The organism is Bartonella sp. AC10YNML, from assembly GCF_042196825.1.
Lineage (GTDB): Bacteria > Pseudomonadota > Alphaproteobacteria > Rhizobiales > Rhizobiaceae > Bartonella.
In genome coordinates, this window is record NZ_JBHIRA010000006.1 from 25,193 (window position 1) to 42,230 (window position 17,038).

Here is a 17,038-nt window from a genome sequence, read left to right on the forward strand (position 1 = left end):
AATTATTATACATAATAGAGCATTCAAATCTCTTAGATTAATACCATTCTAAACATAGTTTGAAACTAGAAAATGCAACTTAGCCCTGATTTTAGCATTAAGTTTGAGCTTTTATCTTTATAAAAATTGATTTATGATTCACCTCACTTTAGAAAAAGGAGAGGATAATGAAAAAAGTCTTCACGCGAGGATTATTAGCTGCAAATATTCTCGCCTACTCTAGTGTTGCATTTGCTGGCTTTGGTGAAAAAAAATGGAATTTTGCGCGGGATGAAAGTGTTGTGATCACACCATCCTATACATTCCAGCAAGGAGTTGAATACTCTTGTAATATCTTTAAACCGAAAAAAGTATCCTTTACTTTATCATACTCTGCCCCTTCTGATTTAAACAAATTGAGAATTTTTGTTGATGATGAAAAGAAAATAACCCATGATAAAGAAAAGAAAATCTTTACCCTAAAAAATATAAAATCTCTTCATATAAGTTTTCCTTGGTCAGGACGTTATATTTTTAAAAATATTACGAACAAAAAAGTTGTTGGAACAGATTGTGACACAGGAGGTTATGATTAACAATATTTCTATAACATCTAAATTTGAGTAGAGTTATTCTTTTTTTTAGGTGTTTTTTTCAAAATACGGCATAATGAGCCATTAAAACTAATCGCTGAAAAGATTATTTTTATACTAATATGGCAAACCTTAAGATGCTTATAAGGTTAGATATTAAAGAACTTTTGCGAAAACTAGAAGACTAAACTTAAATTGTTCTGTATTTTCTACTATCAGAGCTATTTTTTTAATAAGAATATAACTTCTATCTTCGCAACTGCTTTATTTTAAGTACTATAAAGCACATCGTACCCAAATCACTTAGATAAACAGAAAGTAAAATTTGCATCTGCAGACGCATTCCTCACTGCACTTTAAGTCATACTCATTCAGCTTTTTATAAAAATTTATCTCGCTTTTCTCTTTTCGTTAAAAAATCTAATTATTTAAAGCTATAAAATGTCGTGTATATAAAATACCATTTTTACAGTTATAAAATCATAAATCTGTGCCAGCCACCATTATTATTTTATAGCTTTTAAATTGCATCGTCTCTTGTATGAGTACAGTCCTTAAAAGATATGTGAAATCTTTTCTCCAATAATGGGAACACATATATTGATTTATCTAGTGATGAGCCCAACGTCTTTAATGAAGAAAATCAGCACTCAAGAAAAAAGAGCGATAACATCTACTCAAGATTTACATTCATAGATGTTAAAAGAAAAAATATTACGTATTTGATATTCTCGTTCACAATAGAAATGATGGAGTGGTATTATAAGATAAAACATTAACTCACTATAATTAAGTCTTTGATATTCATACTGAATCAATTAAAATCGTTTTCTTGAAAGTTACAAAGAGGAGTGGTGTGTGAGTAAAATTGATTGAAAAAAGGAATAAAAATGTTCCTTATGAAACCTCTCAAATGCAAAGGATTGCAACATTGGGGAGATGTTAAATAATATAAGGGTTCTGGCTTGTACTTTTATTAAACATAAAGATGGTAGTGCACAATGGACTTATACCTCAGCGGCAGTATGTATACACTTTACAAGTGATGTGATGAAATAGAGTTAAAAATATTTCGTGTAAAAGCATGTAAATGTAAAACTTAAGTGTATTGTGTTTAGAGTGTTCTGTTTTGTATGAAGGGGGAGACGTCATTGAATCAATATTTTATAATTTTCATAAACAATATTCTTCCTCTAAATTTCTCATTATAATTCATTGCACGATCTATATGCTTTATTTTCCTTTTTTGCCGTTGCAAATTTTAATGATTCAACTTCGTAATTTTAGAACAGACGGAGCTATCCTAAAATTCTTACAGGCAAGTTTGAACGAATGATTATAATTATACATTCAGATTATCTTAAACGAAGAAAATATTTTCATCCCCAATAAATATGAAAAACTCCTGCTATGAAAACTGATAAATCCTCAATCTCTTTGTTGTTTATATGTCAATAAATTAAACGCAAAGGAAAATTCTTTGTCGTTCTTAGGATATTTTTCGTTTCCGAGCTTGATTTTTCATTCCAAATCGACAATATGAACTCGGGAGGTTGGTGGTGGACGAACTACTCGCCAACTGGGTCAGGTCTGGAAAGAAGCAGCCCCAACGAGTTCTGGTACGGGTCATTGTTCCAACCTCCTATTTTGCTGAAGAAATTATTTTTTATGCTGTCTTTTAGCGAGGTATTTTTAATCTTCAGAGCGGCATTTGTATGCAGCAAATAAAGGGATTTTGTTGTTTTTAAACAAATTGTCCCATAAATAATTTGATTAAGAAAAAATCCTTTTATATGAGACTACAGTATTGATCTATGCTTTTGTATTATCAAAATGTACGCATAAAGAACTTCGAAGTTGGAAATATTCATGGAAAATTTACCGGTAGAAACAGCCTATCGTGTTCTTGCTCGTAAATATCGACCCCAAAACTTCTCTGACCTCATTGGTCAGGAAGCTATGGTGCGTACTCTCACCAACGCCTTTGAAAAAGGTCGTATTGCACAAGCGTGGATGTTAACAGGGATTCGTGGCGTAGGTAAAACCACAACAGCACGTATTTTGGCACGTGCGCTTAATTATAAAACAAAAGATATTGACCAACCAACAACTGTATTGGACTCTCTTGGTGAACATTGCACACAAATTATCGAAGGACGCCATATTGATGTTATAGAAATGGATGCCGCTTCTCATACGGGCATTGATGATATTCGTGAAATTATTGAACAAATACGCTATCGTCCTGTTTCTGCACGCTATAAGGTTTATATTATAGATGAAGTACATATGCTCTCAACACAAGCCTTTAATGGTTTATTGAAAACCCTTGAAGAACCACCGTCGCATGTAAAATTTATTTTTGCCACAACAGAAATTCGCAAAGTTCCTATTACAATTCTTTCGCGTTGCCAACGTTTTGATTTGCGACGTATTGAATCAAAAGCTTTGAGTGCACATTTGCGCCAAATTGCGAAATATGAAAAGGTAGAAGTAGAAGATCAAGCACTCTCTATTATTGCCCGTGCTGCAGAAGGATCTGCACGTGATGCATTATCCATTTTTGATCAAGCGATTGCCCATAGCAATGGCAATGTTAATGCTATTGCGGTGCGTACAATGTTAGGGTTAGCTGATCAAGCACGTATTATTGATCTTTTTGAATTTATCATGAAGGGCGATGTTGTCAATGCGTTACATGAATTACGCAGTCAATATGAAGCAGGTGCTGATCCTCTTACTATATTGACAGAACTAGCCGATTTTAATCATCTGGTCACACGCTTACGTTTTACACCAGAAATAGTGGAAGATTTCTCACTAACTGAAGAACAACGTTTAAAAAGTTTAGACTTTTCAAAAAAACTTTCCGTTCCTGTTTTATCCCGAAACTGGCAAATGTTACTCAAAGGATTACAGGAAGTTAATCAAACTGCACGTCCACTTCAAGCCGCTGAAATGCTTTTAATTCGTCTTGCTCACACAGCTGACCTACCAACTCTTGATGAAGCTTTAAAAAAGCTTACGCAAGAAAAAACACCTCTCACACTCGTTACAAATTCTTCTCATCAAGAATCTACGAATGCAAATAATATAGCAAAAGAAACAACGGTCAATGCCCATACTTTCTCAAGCGTTACCAATACATTATCAGATTTAAAAACATCTTTGAAAAGCCAATTAGATAATTCCTTACAACCGGAAAATTTAGTTAAAAATCAAACTCTTGAAAAAACCAACGCCCACGAAGTAACAAAAACTCTTGAAACTTTTCAATCTACTGATCTTTCTGAAAAGATTGAAAATTTATCGCATTGTGTCACACAAATAACAGAAGAGATTACTGAACCTAAAACTCTCGTAATTAATTCTTTGCACGATATTGTTCAATTAGCCGAACAGCATAATGACACTCCTTTCAAACTCCTTATTAAAGAATTTGTTCATCCTGTTTCTTTTGAAGCTGGGCATATTACCTTAAGACTTTCTGAAAATACCCCACAATTTCTTGCTCATGATATAGAAAAAAAGATATCTCAATGGACAGAAAAACGCTGGACAATAACTTTTGTTAATGAAGGAGGTGGCCCAACCTTACAGGAGGAAAGTATAGCGATTCAAAAGACTCTTTTTTCCAATGCAGAAACAGATCCTGATATCGCAAAAATCCTCAATCATTTCCCAGAAGCAAAAATTGTCGATATTCGACTCAATAAAGAAGAAAATGATCTTGATTTACTCCCCAATACCTTTAAAAATGCTGATATTTTTAAAAATAAAAATGATATCAATGATGAATAAGGATACCTATTCCTATGCGTGAAATGATGAGCATGATGAAAAAAGCCAAAGAAATGCAAGAAAAAATGCAGAAGATTCAAGAAGAAATAGCTAATCTGCAAGCTGTGGGCACTGCAGGAGGTGGTCTCGTCAATATCACTTTAAATGGAAAAAATATTATAACAGCAATTCAAATTGATCCTTCATTACTCAAACCTGAGGAAGCTGAAATTCTTGAAGATCTCATTATGGCGGCTTATAATGAAGCAAGAACAAAAATCGAAGTCGCAATAGAAGAAAAAACCAAAAGTATGACCGCAGGGCTACCACTCCCATCAGGTTTCAAGCTTCCATTTTAATGAAACGGATTTTTTCCGTGGGACAAAAATATGTCTAAATACATTGCAGGACCTGAGATTGAACGTCTCATTCAGATTTTATCACGGTTACCAGGTCTTGGTCCACGTTCAGCACGTCGTGCTGCGCTTCATCTTATCAAAAAAAAAGAGACATTGCTGGAGCCTTTGGGAGCGGCTATACAAGCAGCTATAGAAAAAGTCGGCATTTGTTCTGTTTGTGGAAATGTCGATACCATTGATCCTTGTTCAATTTGCACAGATTTACGCCGCGATGATACAACAATCATTGTTGTTGAGGATATTGCTGATCTGTGGGCTCTTGAGCGCGCAAAAACTTTAGCCGCACGTTACCATGTGTTGGGTGGACGACTCTCTCCCTTAGATGGAATAGGCCCTGATGAACTCAATATTGCCACCTTAATACAACGTGTTGTACAAAACCCTATTACGGAGATTATTCTTGCTGTCAATGCGACTGTTGAAGGTCAAACAACTGCTCACTATATCACCGATCAGCTTTCCAATTTTCCAGTTAAAATTACGCGACTTGCTCATGGTGTCCCTGTAGGAGGCGAGCTTGATTATCTTGATGACGGAACTTTAGCAGCAGCTGTACAAGCACGAACAAACCTTTAAAACTTTTTCTTCTTAACCTTTAACTTTTTAATGACGGGGGAATATTCAAGTGATCAAGAAAAAACTCTCACTTTTAAACGACTTTGGTCCTGGTATTTTAGTATGTTTACTCATATCAGCCTTAGCTTATGGTTTAGAAGTTGTAGAAAAACAGCTTTTTGCAGAAGCGTGGCTTGAAAGCCTTGTTTTGGCAATTCTTTTAGGCTCTATTACCCGTAGTTGTTTTACTTTGCCAACATATTTTCAAAAAGGTATCACCTTTTGTGCAAAAACACTTCTCGAAATTGCTATTGTTCTTCTAGGTGCAAGCATTAGTATTAATGCAGTCCTTTCAGCTGGTTGGAATTTACTTGCTAGCATCGTATTCGTTATATTCATAACAATTATCCTTAGCTTTGTCATTGGTCGACTTTTCGGGCTTTCTACACATTTAGCAATGTTAGTCGCTTGCGGGAATGCTATTTGTGGCAATTCAGCTATTGTCGCTGTTGCGCCTGTCATTAAAGCAAAGCATGACGAAGTAGCCGCATCAATTGCTTTTACCGCTCTTTTAGGGGTTCTTATTATTTTATTTCTACCCTTTTTACATCCATCTTTGAATTTGTCATTTAGCCAATATGGTGTGCTTGCTGGCATGGTTGTTTATGCTGTACCACAGGTTTTAGCAGCAACAGCATCTGTCTCTTTTCTGAGTGTTCAAATTGCAACAATTGTTAAATTGGTACGCGTTCTCATGTTAGGTCCTGTTATTTTTATTCTATCAATTATCTATCATCGCTCAGCACAAACACGTTTTCGTCTACATACTCTTGTGCCATGGTTTATAATCGGCTTTATTATCATGATGCTTATCCGCTCAAGCGGACTTATTCCTGAAACGGCTATAAATCCGATCAAACTTACTGCTCAGGTGTTCACTATCATTTCAATGGCAGCATTAGGTTTAGGTGTTGATATACGATCATTAAAAAAAGCAGGATGGCGCGTTATTTTGGCTTCAACCTGCTCCATAATTATTCTCGGTATTTGTAGCCTTATCATGATACAATTGAATGATTTAAATCATATAATACTTTGAAATATGCATTAATTGTTTCTTTTTTTAAGGGAGTATGCAATCAACCCAAAGTCCTCATTATTATTGAAATCAGTTCTTTCATAAACCAGAAAAAGTTCTAAAATACTGCTCATTATTCTATACAAAAAATTGAAAATGCTACGATATGAAGTGAAAACTATCGAATTTGCTTTTTCAATAAGCTTTTCAGTCTATAGTGATTTGCAACGGTATAGTATTCAATATGGAACGCATACAAAATAATGCTCTTTATTTCAGATCTGATTAAGTTAATTTTTTTTATAGAAGACAGAATATATTTATGTTGCTCATTCACGTGCTTGTAAAAAAATACCTCTCAAGGCACATGAACTCCCTTTCAAGGCTGTGCCTGTGAATAATATAATGTAAAATCCCTATAAAGTGTATAAAATACATTATGCACCTCCCTCTTCGCTTCATAAAGTCACAAGCCTCTAATATCAAACTCTTGCTAACTCCCAATGTTGCAATAGCTCTTGCATTTAAATGGTTTATGAGAGAAATTTTACTCTTTTCTTCAATAGTTTTATCTACACGCCAACTCTCTTTCATGCCGTGTAAGAAAAAGATTTTAATTTATGAGTTTGAAATGAAAAAATCTTACAATATCCAAGGATATTATTGAACATGGCAATAATAAACTATTATTATAAAATCAATTCATTGATAACAAAAACCAATAAGAATCACATCAACATCTCGTTCTATCCCATAAAAAGATATTGTTGCTTATTGGCACTAGTAACTTTCTTACAAATGAAATATACGATAATGAAAAGATTAAAAATACAGCAGGACTTTTATTTATCGTTTTATTCAACTAAAATATTTTTATGCTTATCCTTGCTATAGATACTGCTTCGATTTATTGTGCTGTTGCACTTGTTCGCCATAAATCTGTTATTGCGCGTATTAATGAGCGCATGAACAAAGGGCATGCTGAAAAACTTATTGGGCAAATTACACAAATAATGGCACAAGCCAATATGACGCTTGATCAAGTTGAGCGTATTGCTGTCAATGTTGGACCTGGATCGTTTACTGGTGCACGTGTCGGTGTTGCAACAGCGCGCGCTTTGGCATTAGCACTTGAAATACCAGCTGTTGGAGTGAGTGCTCTTGAAGCGTTAGCTGCGCAAATAACAACCAATACAAAGAGTACATCAGCAATTACTGTTGTCATTGAAGCAGGGAGAGATATGTTTTACCATCAAAATTTTCATCAGGATCTTATCCCTTTGGGAGCGCCGGGATTAAAAACAGTTGAAAATATCATCGAAGATTTGCCTCCAAAAACCCAACTAACTGGCCCAGCTGCTGATGTCATTGTGCAGCATATGAAAAACCATAAAATAAACGAAAAAATTGTCCTAGAAAAAATCCCCTGCGAAGCGGCTGATATTGTAAACTATGCTTATCTTGCTGCAAACAAACAACCACAAAATTCACCTCGCCCACTCTATCTACGCAGTGCTGATGCAAAACAACAAACCGATTTTGCTTTACCACGAAAAAAATAATGTCCAAATTTTCATTGACAAAAAAAGATTTTGAGATTGCTCCGCTACAAGTTCATGATAGTGCTGCTCTTCATCAAATTCATCAATATTGTTTTACCCCTTCTTGGGAAAAACAAGCTTTTGATAATTTCTTAACAGATCACTCTATCTTCGGATACAAAGTTTTTCTCATTGATCGCTCTGATCAAATTTTAGGCTTTTGCCTATGCCGTCTCATCCTTGATGAAGCAGAAATCATCACAATTGCTGTTCATCCTCATTATCGTCAAAAAGGAATTGGTACCTTTCTTATCGAAAGCACAGTTCACTATCTTCACGACAAGGGCGCCATAAAATTATTCTTGGAAGTAGAAGCCACAAATCTTTCTGCTTTGAACCTTTATCAACGCTTTGAATTTCAAAAAATTTCTGAACGTCTTGCCTATTACGCGTCAAAAAATGGTCGTGGTGATGCAATTATCATGCAAAAAACTTTTAAGCAAATAGATTGAGATTTGTGTAAAAAACATTTAGACAAGCACTATGAATAAAGTAAATCCTAAAAATACATCTCCTGTTGCTCCTAAAAAGGTTTTTATCAAAACTTATGGATGTCAAATGAATGTTTATGATAGCCAACGGATGACTGATAGTCTCAGTTCGCAAGGCTATGTGACAACACAAATTCCCAATGATGCCGATCTTATTCTTGTTAATACCTGTCATATTCGTGAAAAAGCAGCAGAAAAACTTTATTCTGATCTCGGTCGTTTGCGCGTTATGCGTCAAGAGCGCACACCTGATAAACCCTTGACAGTTGGTGTAACGGGTTGTGTTGCACAAGCTGAGGGAAGTGAAATCTTGCGCCGTGCTCCAACAGTGGATCTTGTTATTGGTCCACAAATGTATCATCGCCTGCCAGAATTGTTAGAAAAAGCCAAACAAGGGAAAAAAATTATCGAAACAGACTATGCTGTTGAAGATAAATTTGCTCATTTGCCGCCCCATAATAAACATGCAGTAAGAAAACGAGGTGTGAGCGCATTTTTAACAGTACAAGAAGGGTGCGACAAATTTTGCACTTTTTGTGTTGTTCCGTACACACGCGGTGCTGAAATATCACGGTCTGTCGAGCAAATTACTGAAGAAGCCCGCCAGCTTATTGAAGCAGGTGTTAAAGAGATTACGCTGCTTGGACAAAATGTCAATGGTTGGCATGGACAAAGTGCTGATGGCAAAACTTGGCGTCTTGGCGATCTTCTTTATCATCTTGCAAAACTCGATGGTTTAAAGCGTTTGCGTTACACAACCAGCCACCCGCGTGATATGGATGATAGCCTTATTGCCGCACATCGAGATCTTGATATGTTAATGCCTTACCTCCATCTGCCTGTTCAATCAGGTTCAGATCGCATCTTAAAAGCCATGAATCGCCAACACAAAAGTTCTCATTATCTTCATCTTATTGAAAAAATTCGGACTGCACGACCCGATATTGCCTTTTCAGGTGATTTTATTGTAGGATTTCCAGGCGAAACAGATGAAGATTTTGAAGAAACCATTAAACTTATTCAACAAGTGCAATACAGTTCAGCTTATTCTTTTAAATATTCCCCCCGTCCTGGAACAGTGGGAGCCACAATGAAAAATCATGTTGATGAATCTGTAAAAGATGCCCGACTTCAACATTTACAAATCCTTCTCCTTGAGCAACAAAATGCGTTTTTGCGTTCTAAAATTGGTCAAAAAACGAACGTTCTCATCGAAAAACCTGGACGTCACTCAGGGCAAATGGTAGGACGTTCCCCTTGGCTTTTACCTGTTGTCGTCGATACAGAAGCCTCTACAGGTAGCGTGATAGAAATTCATATTAAAAATGCAAGCTCAAACAGTTTTGTTGGTGAAGTGACAAATAGATAAACATGCCTCTAACACCTTGTTCACAATAAATATTTTGGAAAACTCTTTTATTTTAAAAGAAAACGATTACATCTAAAGCGTGCACTTTTTGTAAAAAATTGTCTTTATAAAGTTTACTTAACAAAATGTGCAATATTTATGTAGATATGGAGAATAGACTGAAAACTTCAACCGAAAAAATAAAGCGTATTAAAGAAAAAGTAAATACGTCCCTTGAAAAGGCTGATACCTTGAAACAAACAAGCGCTTCAGATCTGAGCCAAGTTGTTTTGATTTTCGAAAATAATAAATATGCAAAAGCAGTTTTTGGTAAATTTGACGAAAATCTCGCTTATATCGAAAAAAAACTCGAACTTAGTATTCATCCGCGTGGTAATGAAGTCTTAATCCGTGGAAATATTTCTGTTATAAAACGTGCGCAATATGTATTGCAGCAGCTTTATGAACGAGCCAAAACACATCAAGAGCTCACTTTATCAGATATAAAAGGAGCGATTTCTATGGCAAATATACCAAAGAAGCAGAAAGAAGACACAATAGCACACAAATCTGCAACGAAACGTATACCAGCAAGGTTGAGTACCCATAAAAAAATAATTCATGCAAGAACTCCAACACAAGACGCTTACATAAGCGCTATGGAGCATACTGAACTTGTGTTTGGTATAGGACCAGCAGGAACAGGAAAAACGTATCTTGCTGTTGCTCATGCTGCAATGCTTCTAGAACGCGGTATCATTGAGCGAATTATTCTCTCACGTCCGGCTGTTGAAGCTGGAGAACATCTTGGTTTTCTTCCCGGTGATCTCAAAGAAAAAGTCGACCCATATTTACGACCACTTTATGATGCTCTTTATGATATGATGCCCGCTGAAAAAATAGAACGCATTTTAGCCTCTGGTGTCATAGAAATTGCTCCTCTCGCCTTTATGCGCGGACGAACACTTGCCCATGCCGCTGTTATTCTTGATGAGGCACAAAATACTACACCCATGCAAATGAAGATGTTTCTCACACGTCTTGGAGAAGGAACGCGTATGATTGTTACCGGTGACGTAAGCCAAATTGATTTGCCTATAGGGCAAAAATCAGGTCTCATTGAAGCAATTCGCATTCTTTCAAATGTAGAAAGTATCGCAATTGTGCATTTTGATGAAAAAGATGTTGTACGCCATCCACTTGTTGCTGCTATCGTTGGTGCTTATGATCGTGATTCAGAAATACAAAATAAAAAAAATCATTCGCATGCGATGCATTAAAAAATGAATTTGATTCATCATGATTATTATTGATATAATGATTAAAAGCGCAGGGTGGAATGATGAGAAAATGCTCTATAATATCACTGAAAAAGCATTAATGACAACTATGCATCATGTTTCATTGGCAAATGTTGTAAGCGAGATTAGCTTGCTTTTTACGAATGATGAACATATGGCACAAATCAATGCACAATGGCGCAACAAAAACAAATCTACTAATGTATTATCCTTTCCTGCTTTTCCACTTAAGGCTGGAAATCGACCTGGTCCCATGCTCGGTGATATTATTATTGCCCGAGAAACTGTTGTTTTCGAAGCAGAGAAAGAAGGAAAAACATTTCAAGACCATTTAACACATATGATTGTTCATGGTATCTTGCATCTGCTTGGTTATGATCATGAAACTGATGATGAAGCATATAAAATGGAAAAGCTCGAAAGAGAAATTCTTCAAAAGCTTTCCATAAGAGATCCTTACGCATAATTGTCTATCAATGATAAAATTTAACTTTTAAAATTAATATTACAAGCATACCATTTAAAGCCTCTTATTTATCTATTATAAGAAAGAAAGTTTAGAAGATTTCAAAACCATGGACAACAAAATAAATACACAAAATAATAGTCAAACATCTTCTAACAATGAAAAAAAATCTTCTCAACAGACGAATCATACAGAAAAATATTCTCTGATGAATCATTTATTTTCATTCTTACGTGGTCGTAATTGTGCACCTACGTCACTGCGCGATGATCTTACCGTTGCCCTCACGACTAACAATGAAAAAGATACCGCCCCCTTCTCGCCTGAAGAACGTACTATGCTGCATAACATTTTACGTTTACGTGAAGCACGCGTGGATGATGTTATGATACCTCGTTCTGAAATCGAAGCATTAGAAATAAACACTTCACTTGGAGAAACCCTTAAATGTTTTGCAAAAATTGGTCATTCTCGCATACCCGTTTATGCTGAAACTTTAGATGATCCGCGCGGCATGATCCATATCCGCGATATTCTTAACTATATGATTCGCTTTATTATCAATCCAACAAAAACCGAACAAAAATCCGATTTTCTTCAATTAAACCATACAGACTTACATACTCCAATCGGTGAATTGGACTTGATCCGAACAGTTCTCTTTGTTCCCAGTTCTATGCTTGCAAGCAAATTATTAACACGGATGCAAACTACACGAACTCAAATGGCTTTAGTTATTGATGAACATGGAGGAACAGATGGTCTCGTTTCAATGGAAGATATTGTTGAGTTAGTCGTTGGGGATATCGAAGATGAACATGATAATGTCGACAATGCTATCGTACGTGAACCCAATAATAAATGGCTCGTTGATGCAAGAACTGAACTAGAAGATGTGGAGAAAGCTCTTGGTCCTGATTTTATCGTAGGGGAATATGGTGATGAAGTTGATACTATTGGTGGTTTGATCGTCTCCATTCTTGATCGCATTCCTGCCAAAGGTGAAATTGTTGAAGCTGTACCTGGCTATAGATTTCGTATTTTAGAAGCTGATAAACGCCGGATTAAACGGTTGCGCATTTTTCGCATTCCAAAAAATGAGAATCTTGAAAACAATGCCATCCCTAAAGAATAGTTCAGCGTTTTTACACAATTTCATTGTTTTTTTATTCTCTGTTACAGGCTGGAAACGCCAAGCATGGATATTTCTGTGTGGTGCTCTTACTTCTTTTGCACTTCCACCCTTTTATTTAACACCTCTTTGCTTTTTAACTTTCCCTCTCTTTATTGTTTTACTGGACTCAATACAAGCCACCAAAAATAATAAAAAACATTTTTTTACTTACGCTCTAAGCTGTGGAACCTTTGGTTTTAGTTATTTTATTTGCGGCCTTTGGTGGCTATGCAATGCTTTGTTAACAGATCCAGATTCTTTTGGTTGGGCCGTCCCATTAGCCATTTTAGTCCCTCCACTCTACCTTTCTCTTTATTGGTTTTTTTCTGGTTTCATTGTCGGTTTATTATGGACAAAAGGAATAGCACGCTTTTTTGTTTTAGCCTTTGCATTAGGATTGTCCGAGTGGTTGCGTGCGTTTTTATTCACAGGATTTCCATGGAACTCTCTTGGCTATACAGCCATGCCAACCCCAATGTTCATGCAATCTGATGCAATCGTGGGACTTTACGGAATGAATATTCTTGCTGTCTTAGCCTACAGTTTGCCAACTGTTTTACTCACAGATGAAAAAAAGAAAGTGGCACTTTCTCTTTGCTTATCACTTATCTTCATTCACTGTGGTTTTGGGTTTTATCGTCTTCATACTATAGAAGACACAGCTGAAGATCAAAAAAGTGCTTATTGGGTGCGCATTGTTCAACCGTCCATCCAACAAAATATAAAATTGCGTGATAATACACGAGAAGCTATGTTGGAAGCGCATATGAAGCTAAGTGCAACACCAACAACCGATCAAAATTCAGAACCCGATTTTATCGTATGGCCTGAAGCTTCCGTTCCTTACCTTCTCTATGATCAATCATCTATCACAATGCACATCGCCTCTCTTTTAAAACCTAAACAATGGGCTATTGTTGGAGCAATACGCGCCAGCAATGATCTACCTTATTCCCAAACACAATATTTTAATACAATTGCAGTCATTAATGCTCAAGGTAATATTTTAAATACTTCCGATAAACTTCATTTGGTTCCTTTTGGTGAGTATCTTCCTTATCAGAATTTATTGAAAAAAATTGGATTGCGCACCCTTGCCGATAATATTGGTGGATATAGTGCTGCAAGTGTGCGCAAAATTGTTACAATGCCAAACGGATTTTCTTATCTACCCTTGATTTGTTATGAAGCAATATTTCCCCATGAAATGACTTTCAAAGGCTCCCCGCCTCAAGCAATTATTAATATTACAAATGATGCATGGTTTGGTGTAACACCTGGACCCTATCAACATCTTCAACAAGCACAGCTTCGTGCCGTTGAACTGGGAATTCCCCTCATACGGGCAGCCAATAATGGCATATCAGCTGTTATTGATTCTTATGGACGAATCGTTGTAGCTCTTCGACAAAATGCTGTGGGCATTATTGATTCACGAATTCCATCATCCATTACCCCTATAGGAAGCAATGAATACAGAACTTTCTCTACTTTTACCTTATTCATCCTTATGCTATTGTGTCGTATTGGTTTTGGTTTTACAAAACAGCTTAAATGATTCAAGTGCCCTTTGTACGGTATTATGTTGCGTGTACCAGTAATATTGGGAAAAAATATTACATATTGTTTTAATTATATGATAAATCAACTGCGCATAAATATGATGTTGGTTTAGAAGAAAAATGCTGGAAATAAAGAGTTGCATTATGACCGAAACTAGAAAAAAACCTGACCCTATAGATATCTATGTTGGAACTCGTATCCGTTTACGTCGTAATATTTTAGGACTCACTCAAGAGAAACTAGGTGAAAAATTAGGAATTACTTTTCAGCAAATCCAAAAATATGAAAAAGGAACAAACCGTATTGGTGCCAGCCGTCTTCAAGCGATAGCGGAAATTATGGATGTTCCTGTTTCTTACTTTTTTGATAAAGGACTTACCTCCCAACAAGTAGAAGGTTTTGCTGAAAGTGAACACAATTTTATAGACTTTTGTTCTAGCAGCGAAGGGATTCAGCTCATGCGCGCTTTTACAAATATATCTGATGCTAAAGTGCGTCGAAAAATTATTGACTTGGCAAAAGCACTTTCTGAGGAAGATTTGACAAATAAGTTATAAATTAAAATTATATCTTTTCTCTTTTATTCATATACATTTGCATTGACTATTTGCTGTAGAATTAGCAAATGGTGACGACTTTAGTAAGCAATTGATTAAATCGTTGGTTTTCTTTTTTGAAGGAGTTCCTATGCCGCATCAAGATTATCTTTTTACGAGCGAATCGGTATCGGAAGGACATCCTGATAAAATTTGTGATCGTATTTCCGATGAAATCGTTGATATGATCTATAAAGAAGCTGAAAAGACTGGTACTGATCCATGGTTAGTACGCGTTGCATGTGAAACTCTCGTCAGTGTCAACCGTGTTGTTATCGCTGGTGAAGTGCGTGTTCCCGATACGCTATTAAAAAAAGATAAAAATAAAGAATTCATCTATGATAAGACTGGCTTTCCACTCATTAATCCTACACGTTTTCGTACAGCAGCGCGCCGTGCTATTCGTACCATTGGCTATGAACAAGCAGGATTCCATTGGAAAACTGTTAAAATTGATGTTCTTTTGCGCCCACAATCAGCTGATATAGCAAGAGGGGTTGATAATGCTACGGATCGGCATGGTGAAGAAGGAGCAGGTGATCAAGGCATCATGTTTGGATATGCTTGCCGTGAAACACCTGATCTCATGCCTGCGCCAATTTATTATGCGCATAAAATTCTCAAACTTCTTGCCGCAGCCCGTCATAAAGGAGAGGGAGAAACTGGAAAATTAGGACCAGATGCTAAAAGCCAAATAACCATACGTTATAAAAATGGAAAACCGATAGAGGTCACATCCATTGTTCTTTCAACGCAGCACCTTGATGAAAGTTGGGATTCCAATAAAGTGCGTACAGTGGTTGAACCTTACATTCGCCAAGCTTTACATGACATTCCCATTTCAGCTCAATGTAGTTGGTATATAAACCCAACAGGAAAATTTGTCATTGGTGGTCCTCAAAGTGATGCCGGATTAACGGGACGCAAAATTATTGTGGATACTTACGGAGGTGCAGCACCCCATGGAGGCGGTGCTTTTTCAGGAAAAGATACAACAAAAGTTGATCGTTCTGCTGCCTATGCGGCACGCTATCTGGCTAAAAATATTGTTGCTGCTCATTTAGCAGAAAGATGCACCATTCAACTCTCCTATGCAATTGGTATTGCACAACCTTTATCTATTTATCTTAATCTTCATGGAACAGGAAAAGTCGATGAAAAGGTTATTGAAGAAGCCATCCGCAAAATAATGGACCTTTCACCTACCGGCATTCGAAAACATCTTGACCTCAATAAACCTATTTATGCAAAAACAGCTGCCTATGGTCACTTTGGTCGTAAACCAAAACACGATGGTTCGTTTTCATGGGAAAAAACTGATCTCGTGAAAACGCTTCAAACAATGATCCAAATCCCATGATTAAACATAATATACGTAAGAGTGAAGCATTTTTTGGACGCCGACAAGGAAAACAACTTCGAAACAGTCAGCTTACACGTATACAAATGCTTCTCCCCAGTTTGAATATTGATTTAAATGTCCCTCCTCCCTTAAACCTTACATCTTTATTTTCAAGCAAAGTAAGAGAAATTCGACTTGAAATCGGTTTTGGTGGAGGTGAACATTTACTTCATGAAATGGCATATTTTCCAAAAACCGGTTTTATCGGTGTCGAGCCCTTTATCAATGGCATGGCAAAAATATTGTCGTCTCTTGAACAGCATCAAAACCATCAAAATCGTCTTCGCCTCTATAATGATGATGCTACACGCCTTCTGGATTGGCTCCCTGATAACTCGCTTGATGGAATAGACCTCTTCTATCCTGATCCTTGGCCGAAAAAGAAACACTGGAAACGACGCTTCATCAATATAAAAAATCTTAACCGTTTTTCTCGTGTTCTTAAAATAGGGAAATTTTTTCGCTTTGCTAGTGATATAGACAGTTATGTAAACTGGACTTTGTACCATTGTGCACAACATGATCACTTTGAATGGAAAGCAGAAAGCCCTCAAGACTGGAAACTCCCTTATCCACTATGGAGCGAAACCCGCTATGAAGCAAAAGCTCTCCGCGAAGGACGAACGCCTGCCTATCTTACCTTTATCAAGAAATAAATGATCAAGCGCTTTTCTCATAAACAACTTGAAAAA

General features: G+C 36.5%; 15 protein-coding genes and 1 other RNA gene. All 16 read left to right on the forward strand.

The annotated features are described in order from the left end of the window. Positions 1-167 precede the first annotated feature (167 nt). The 16 genes from ACFINA_RS04515 to ACFINA_RS04590 all read left to right on the forward strand — a co-directional run bounded on the left by ACFINA_RS04515 (position 168) and on the right by ACFINA_RS04590 (position 17,002). Positions 168-575, forward strand: coding sequence for a hypothetical protein (locus ACFINA_RS04515; RefSeq protein WP_375606799.1), 408 nt, complete (start codon positions 168-170; stop codon positions 573-575). Positions 576-2,120: 1,545 nt separating this feature from the next. After that, an RNA gene (gene ffs / locus ACFINA_RS04520) (signal recognition particle sRNA small type) lies at positions 2,121-2,218 on the forward strand. A 223-nt stretch (positions 2,219-2,441) separates the two neighbouring features. Beyond that, positions 2,442-4,373: a DNA polymerase III subunit gamma/tau gene (locus ACFINA_RS04525; RefSeq protein WP_375615151.1), complete on the forward strand. Its 1,932-nt coding sequence runs from the start codon at positions 2,442-2,444 to the stop codon at positions 4,371-4,373. A 14-nt stretch (positions 4,374-4,387) separates the two neighbouring features. Then, positions 4,388-4,711: a YbaB/EbfC family nucleoid-associated protein gene (locus ACFINA_RS04530; protein WP_375606797.1), complete on the forward strand. Its 324-nt coding sequence runs from the start codon at positions 4,388-4,390 to the stop codon at positions 4,709-4,711. Positions 4,712-4,741: 30 nt separating this feature from the next. Next, positions 4,742-5,347, forward strand: coding sequence for a recombination mediator RecR (gene recR, locus ACFINA_RS04535; protein WP_273790577.1), 606 nt, complete (start codon positions 4,742-4,744; stop codon positions 5,345-5,347). Between the two features lie 49 nt (positions 5,348-5,396). Next, the gene (locus ACFINA_RS04540; RefSeq protein ID WP_375615152.1) at positions 5,397-6,425 is read left to right on the forward strand and encodes a YeiH family protein; all 1,029 of its coding nucleotides are present in this window, start codon (positions 5,397-5,399) and stop codon (positions 6,423-6,425) included. An 854-nt stretch (positions 6,426-7,279) separates the two neighbouring features. After that, entirely contained in the window at positions 7,280-7,966 is a 687-nt protein-coding gene (gene tsaB / locus ACFINA_RS04545) for a tRNA (adenosine(37)-N6)-threonylcarbamoyltransferase complex dimerization subunit type 1 TsaB (RefSeq protein ID WP_375608039.1), read from the forward strand. Next, positions 7,966-8,457 (forward strand): ribosomal protein S18-alanine N-acetyltransferase, encoded by a 492-nt coding sequence (gene rimI, locus ACFINA_RS04550; RefSeq protein WP_375615153.1) that lies wholly within the window; start codon positions 7,966-7,968, stop codon positions 8,455-8,457. The genes tsaB and rimI overlap by 1 nt, the downstream gene beginning before the upstream one ends. Positions 8,458-8,488: 31 nt before the next feature. After that, positions 8,489-9,865 (forward strand): tRNA (N6-isopentenyl adenosine(37)-C2)-methylthiotransferase MiaB, encoded by a 1,377-nt coding sequence (gene miaB, locus ACFINA_RS04555; protein WP_375615154.1) that lies wholly within the window; start codon positions 8,489-8,491, stop codon positions 9,863-9,865. 158 nt (positions 9,866-10,023) lie between these two features. After that, positions 10,024-11,124, forward strand: a complete 1,101-nt coding sequence (locus ACFINA_RS04560; protein ID WP_375610576.1) for a PhoH family protein — start codon at positions 10,024-10,026, stop codon at positions 11,122-11,124. 19 nt (positions 11,125-11,143) lie between these two features. Further along, positions 11,144-11,611: an rRNA maturation RNase YbeY gene (gene ybeY / locus ACFINA_RS04565; RefSeq protein ID WP_375606792.1), complete on the forward strand. Its 468-nt coding sequence runs from the start codon at positions 11,144-11,146 to the stop codon at positions 11,609-11,611. A gap of 109 nt (positions 11,612-11,720) precedes the next feature. After that, positions 11,721-12,746: a hemolysin family protein gene (locus tag ACFINA_RS04570; RefSeq protein ID WP_375606791.1), complete on the forward strand. Its 1,026-nt coding sequence runs from the start codon at positions 11,721-11,723 to the stop codon at positions 12,744-12,746. Then, entirely contained in the window at positions 12,709-14,343 is a 1,635-nt protein-coding gene (lnt, locus tag ACFINA_RS04575) for an apolipoprotein N-acyltransferase (protein ID WP_375606790.1), read from the forward strand. Before ACFINA_RS04570 ends, lnt begins: the two co-directional genes overlap by 38 nt. A gap of 148 nt (positions 14,344-14,491) precedes the next feature. Then, entirely contained in the window at positions 14,492-14,905 is a 414-nt protein-coding gene (locus ACFINA_RS04580; RefSeq protein ID WP_375606789.1) for a helix-turn-helix domain-containing protein, read from the forward strand. Between the two features lie 130 nt (positions 14,906-15,035). Next, entirely contained in the window at positions 15,036-16,304 is a 1,269-nt protein-coding gene (metK, locus tag ACFINA_RS04585; RefSeq protein WP_375606788.1) for a methionine adenosyltransferase, read from the forward strand. Continuing rightward, positions 16,301-17,002: a tRNA (guanine(46)-N(7))-methyltransferase TrmB gene (locus tag ACFINA_RS04590; RefSeq protein ID WP_375606787.1), complete on the forward strand. Its 702-nt coding sequence runs from the start codon at positions 16,301-16,303 to the stop codon at positions 17,000-17,002. Before metK ends, ACFINA_RS04590 begins: the two co-directional genes overlap by 4 nt. Positions 17,003-17,038: the final 36 nt, after the last annotated feature.

Coding starts and splice junctions, on each gene's coding strand:
- ACFINA_RS04570 (WP_375606791.1), top strand. CDS start 11,721: ATGGACAACAAAATAAATACACAAAATAATAGTCAAACATCTTCTAAC.
- ACFINA_RS04580 (WP_375606789.1), top strand. CDS start 14,492: ATGACCGAAACTAGAAAAAAACCTGACCCTATAGATATCTATGTTGGA.
- ybeY (WP_375606792.1), top strand. CDS start 11,144: ATGATTATTATTGATATAATGATTAAAAGCGCAGGGTGGAATGATGAG.
- ACFINA_RS04515 (WP_375606799.1), top strand. CDS start 168: ATGAAAAAAGTCTTCACGCGAGGATTATTAGCTGCAAATATTCTCGCC.
- recR (WP_273790577.1), top strand. CDS start 4,742: ATGTCTAAATACATTGCAGGACCTGAGATTGAACGTCTCATTCAGATT.
- ACFINA_RS04530 (WP_375606797.1), top strand. CDS start 4,388: ATGCGTGAAATGATGAGCATGATGAAAAAAGCCAAAGAAATGCAAGAA.
- metK (WP_375606788.1), top strand. CDS start 15,036: ATGCCGCATCAAGATTATCTTTTTACGAGCGAATCGGTATCGGAAGGA.
- miaB (WP_375615154.1), top strand. CDS start 8,489: ATGAATAAAGTAAATCCTAAAAATACATCTCCTGTTGCTCCTAAAAAG.
- ACFINA_RS04525 (WP_375615151.1), top strand. CDS start 2,442: ATGGAAAATTTACCGGTAGAAACAGCCTATCGTGTTCTTGCTCGTAAA.
- rimI (WP_375615153.1), top strand. CDS start 7,966: ATGTCCAAATTTTCATTGACAAAAAAAGATTTTGAGATTGCTCCGCTA.
- tsaB (WP_375608039.1), top strand. CDS start 7,280: ATGCTTATCCTTGCTATAGATACTGCTTCGATTTATTGTGCTGTTGCA.
- lnt (WP_375606790.1), top strand. CDS start 12,709: ATGAGAATCTTGAAAACAATGCCATCCCTAAAGAATAGTTCAGCGTTT.
- ACFINA_RS04590 (WP_375606787.1), top strand. CDS start 16,301: ATGATTAAACATAATATACGTAAGAGTGAAGCATTTTTTGGACGCCGA.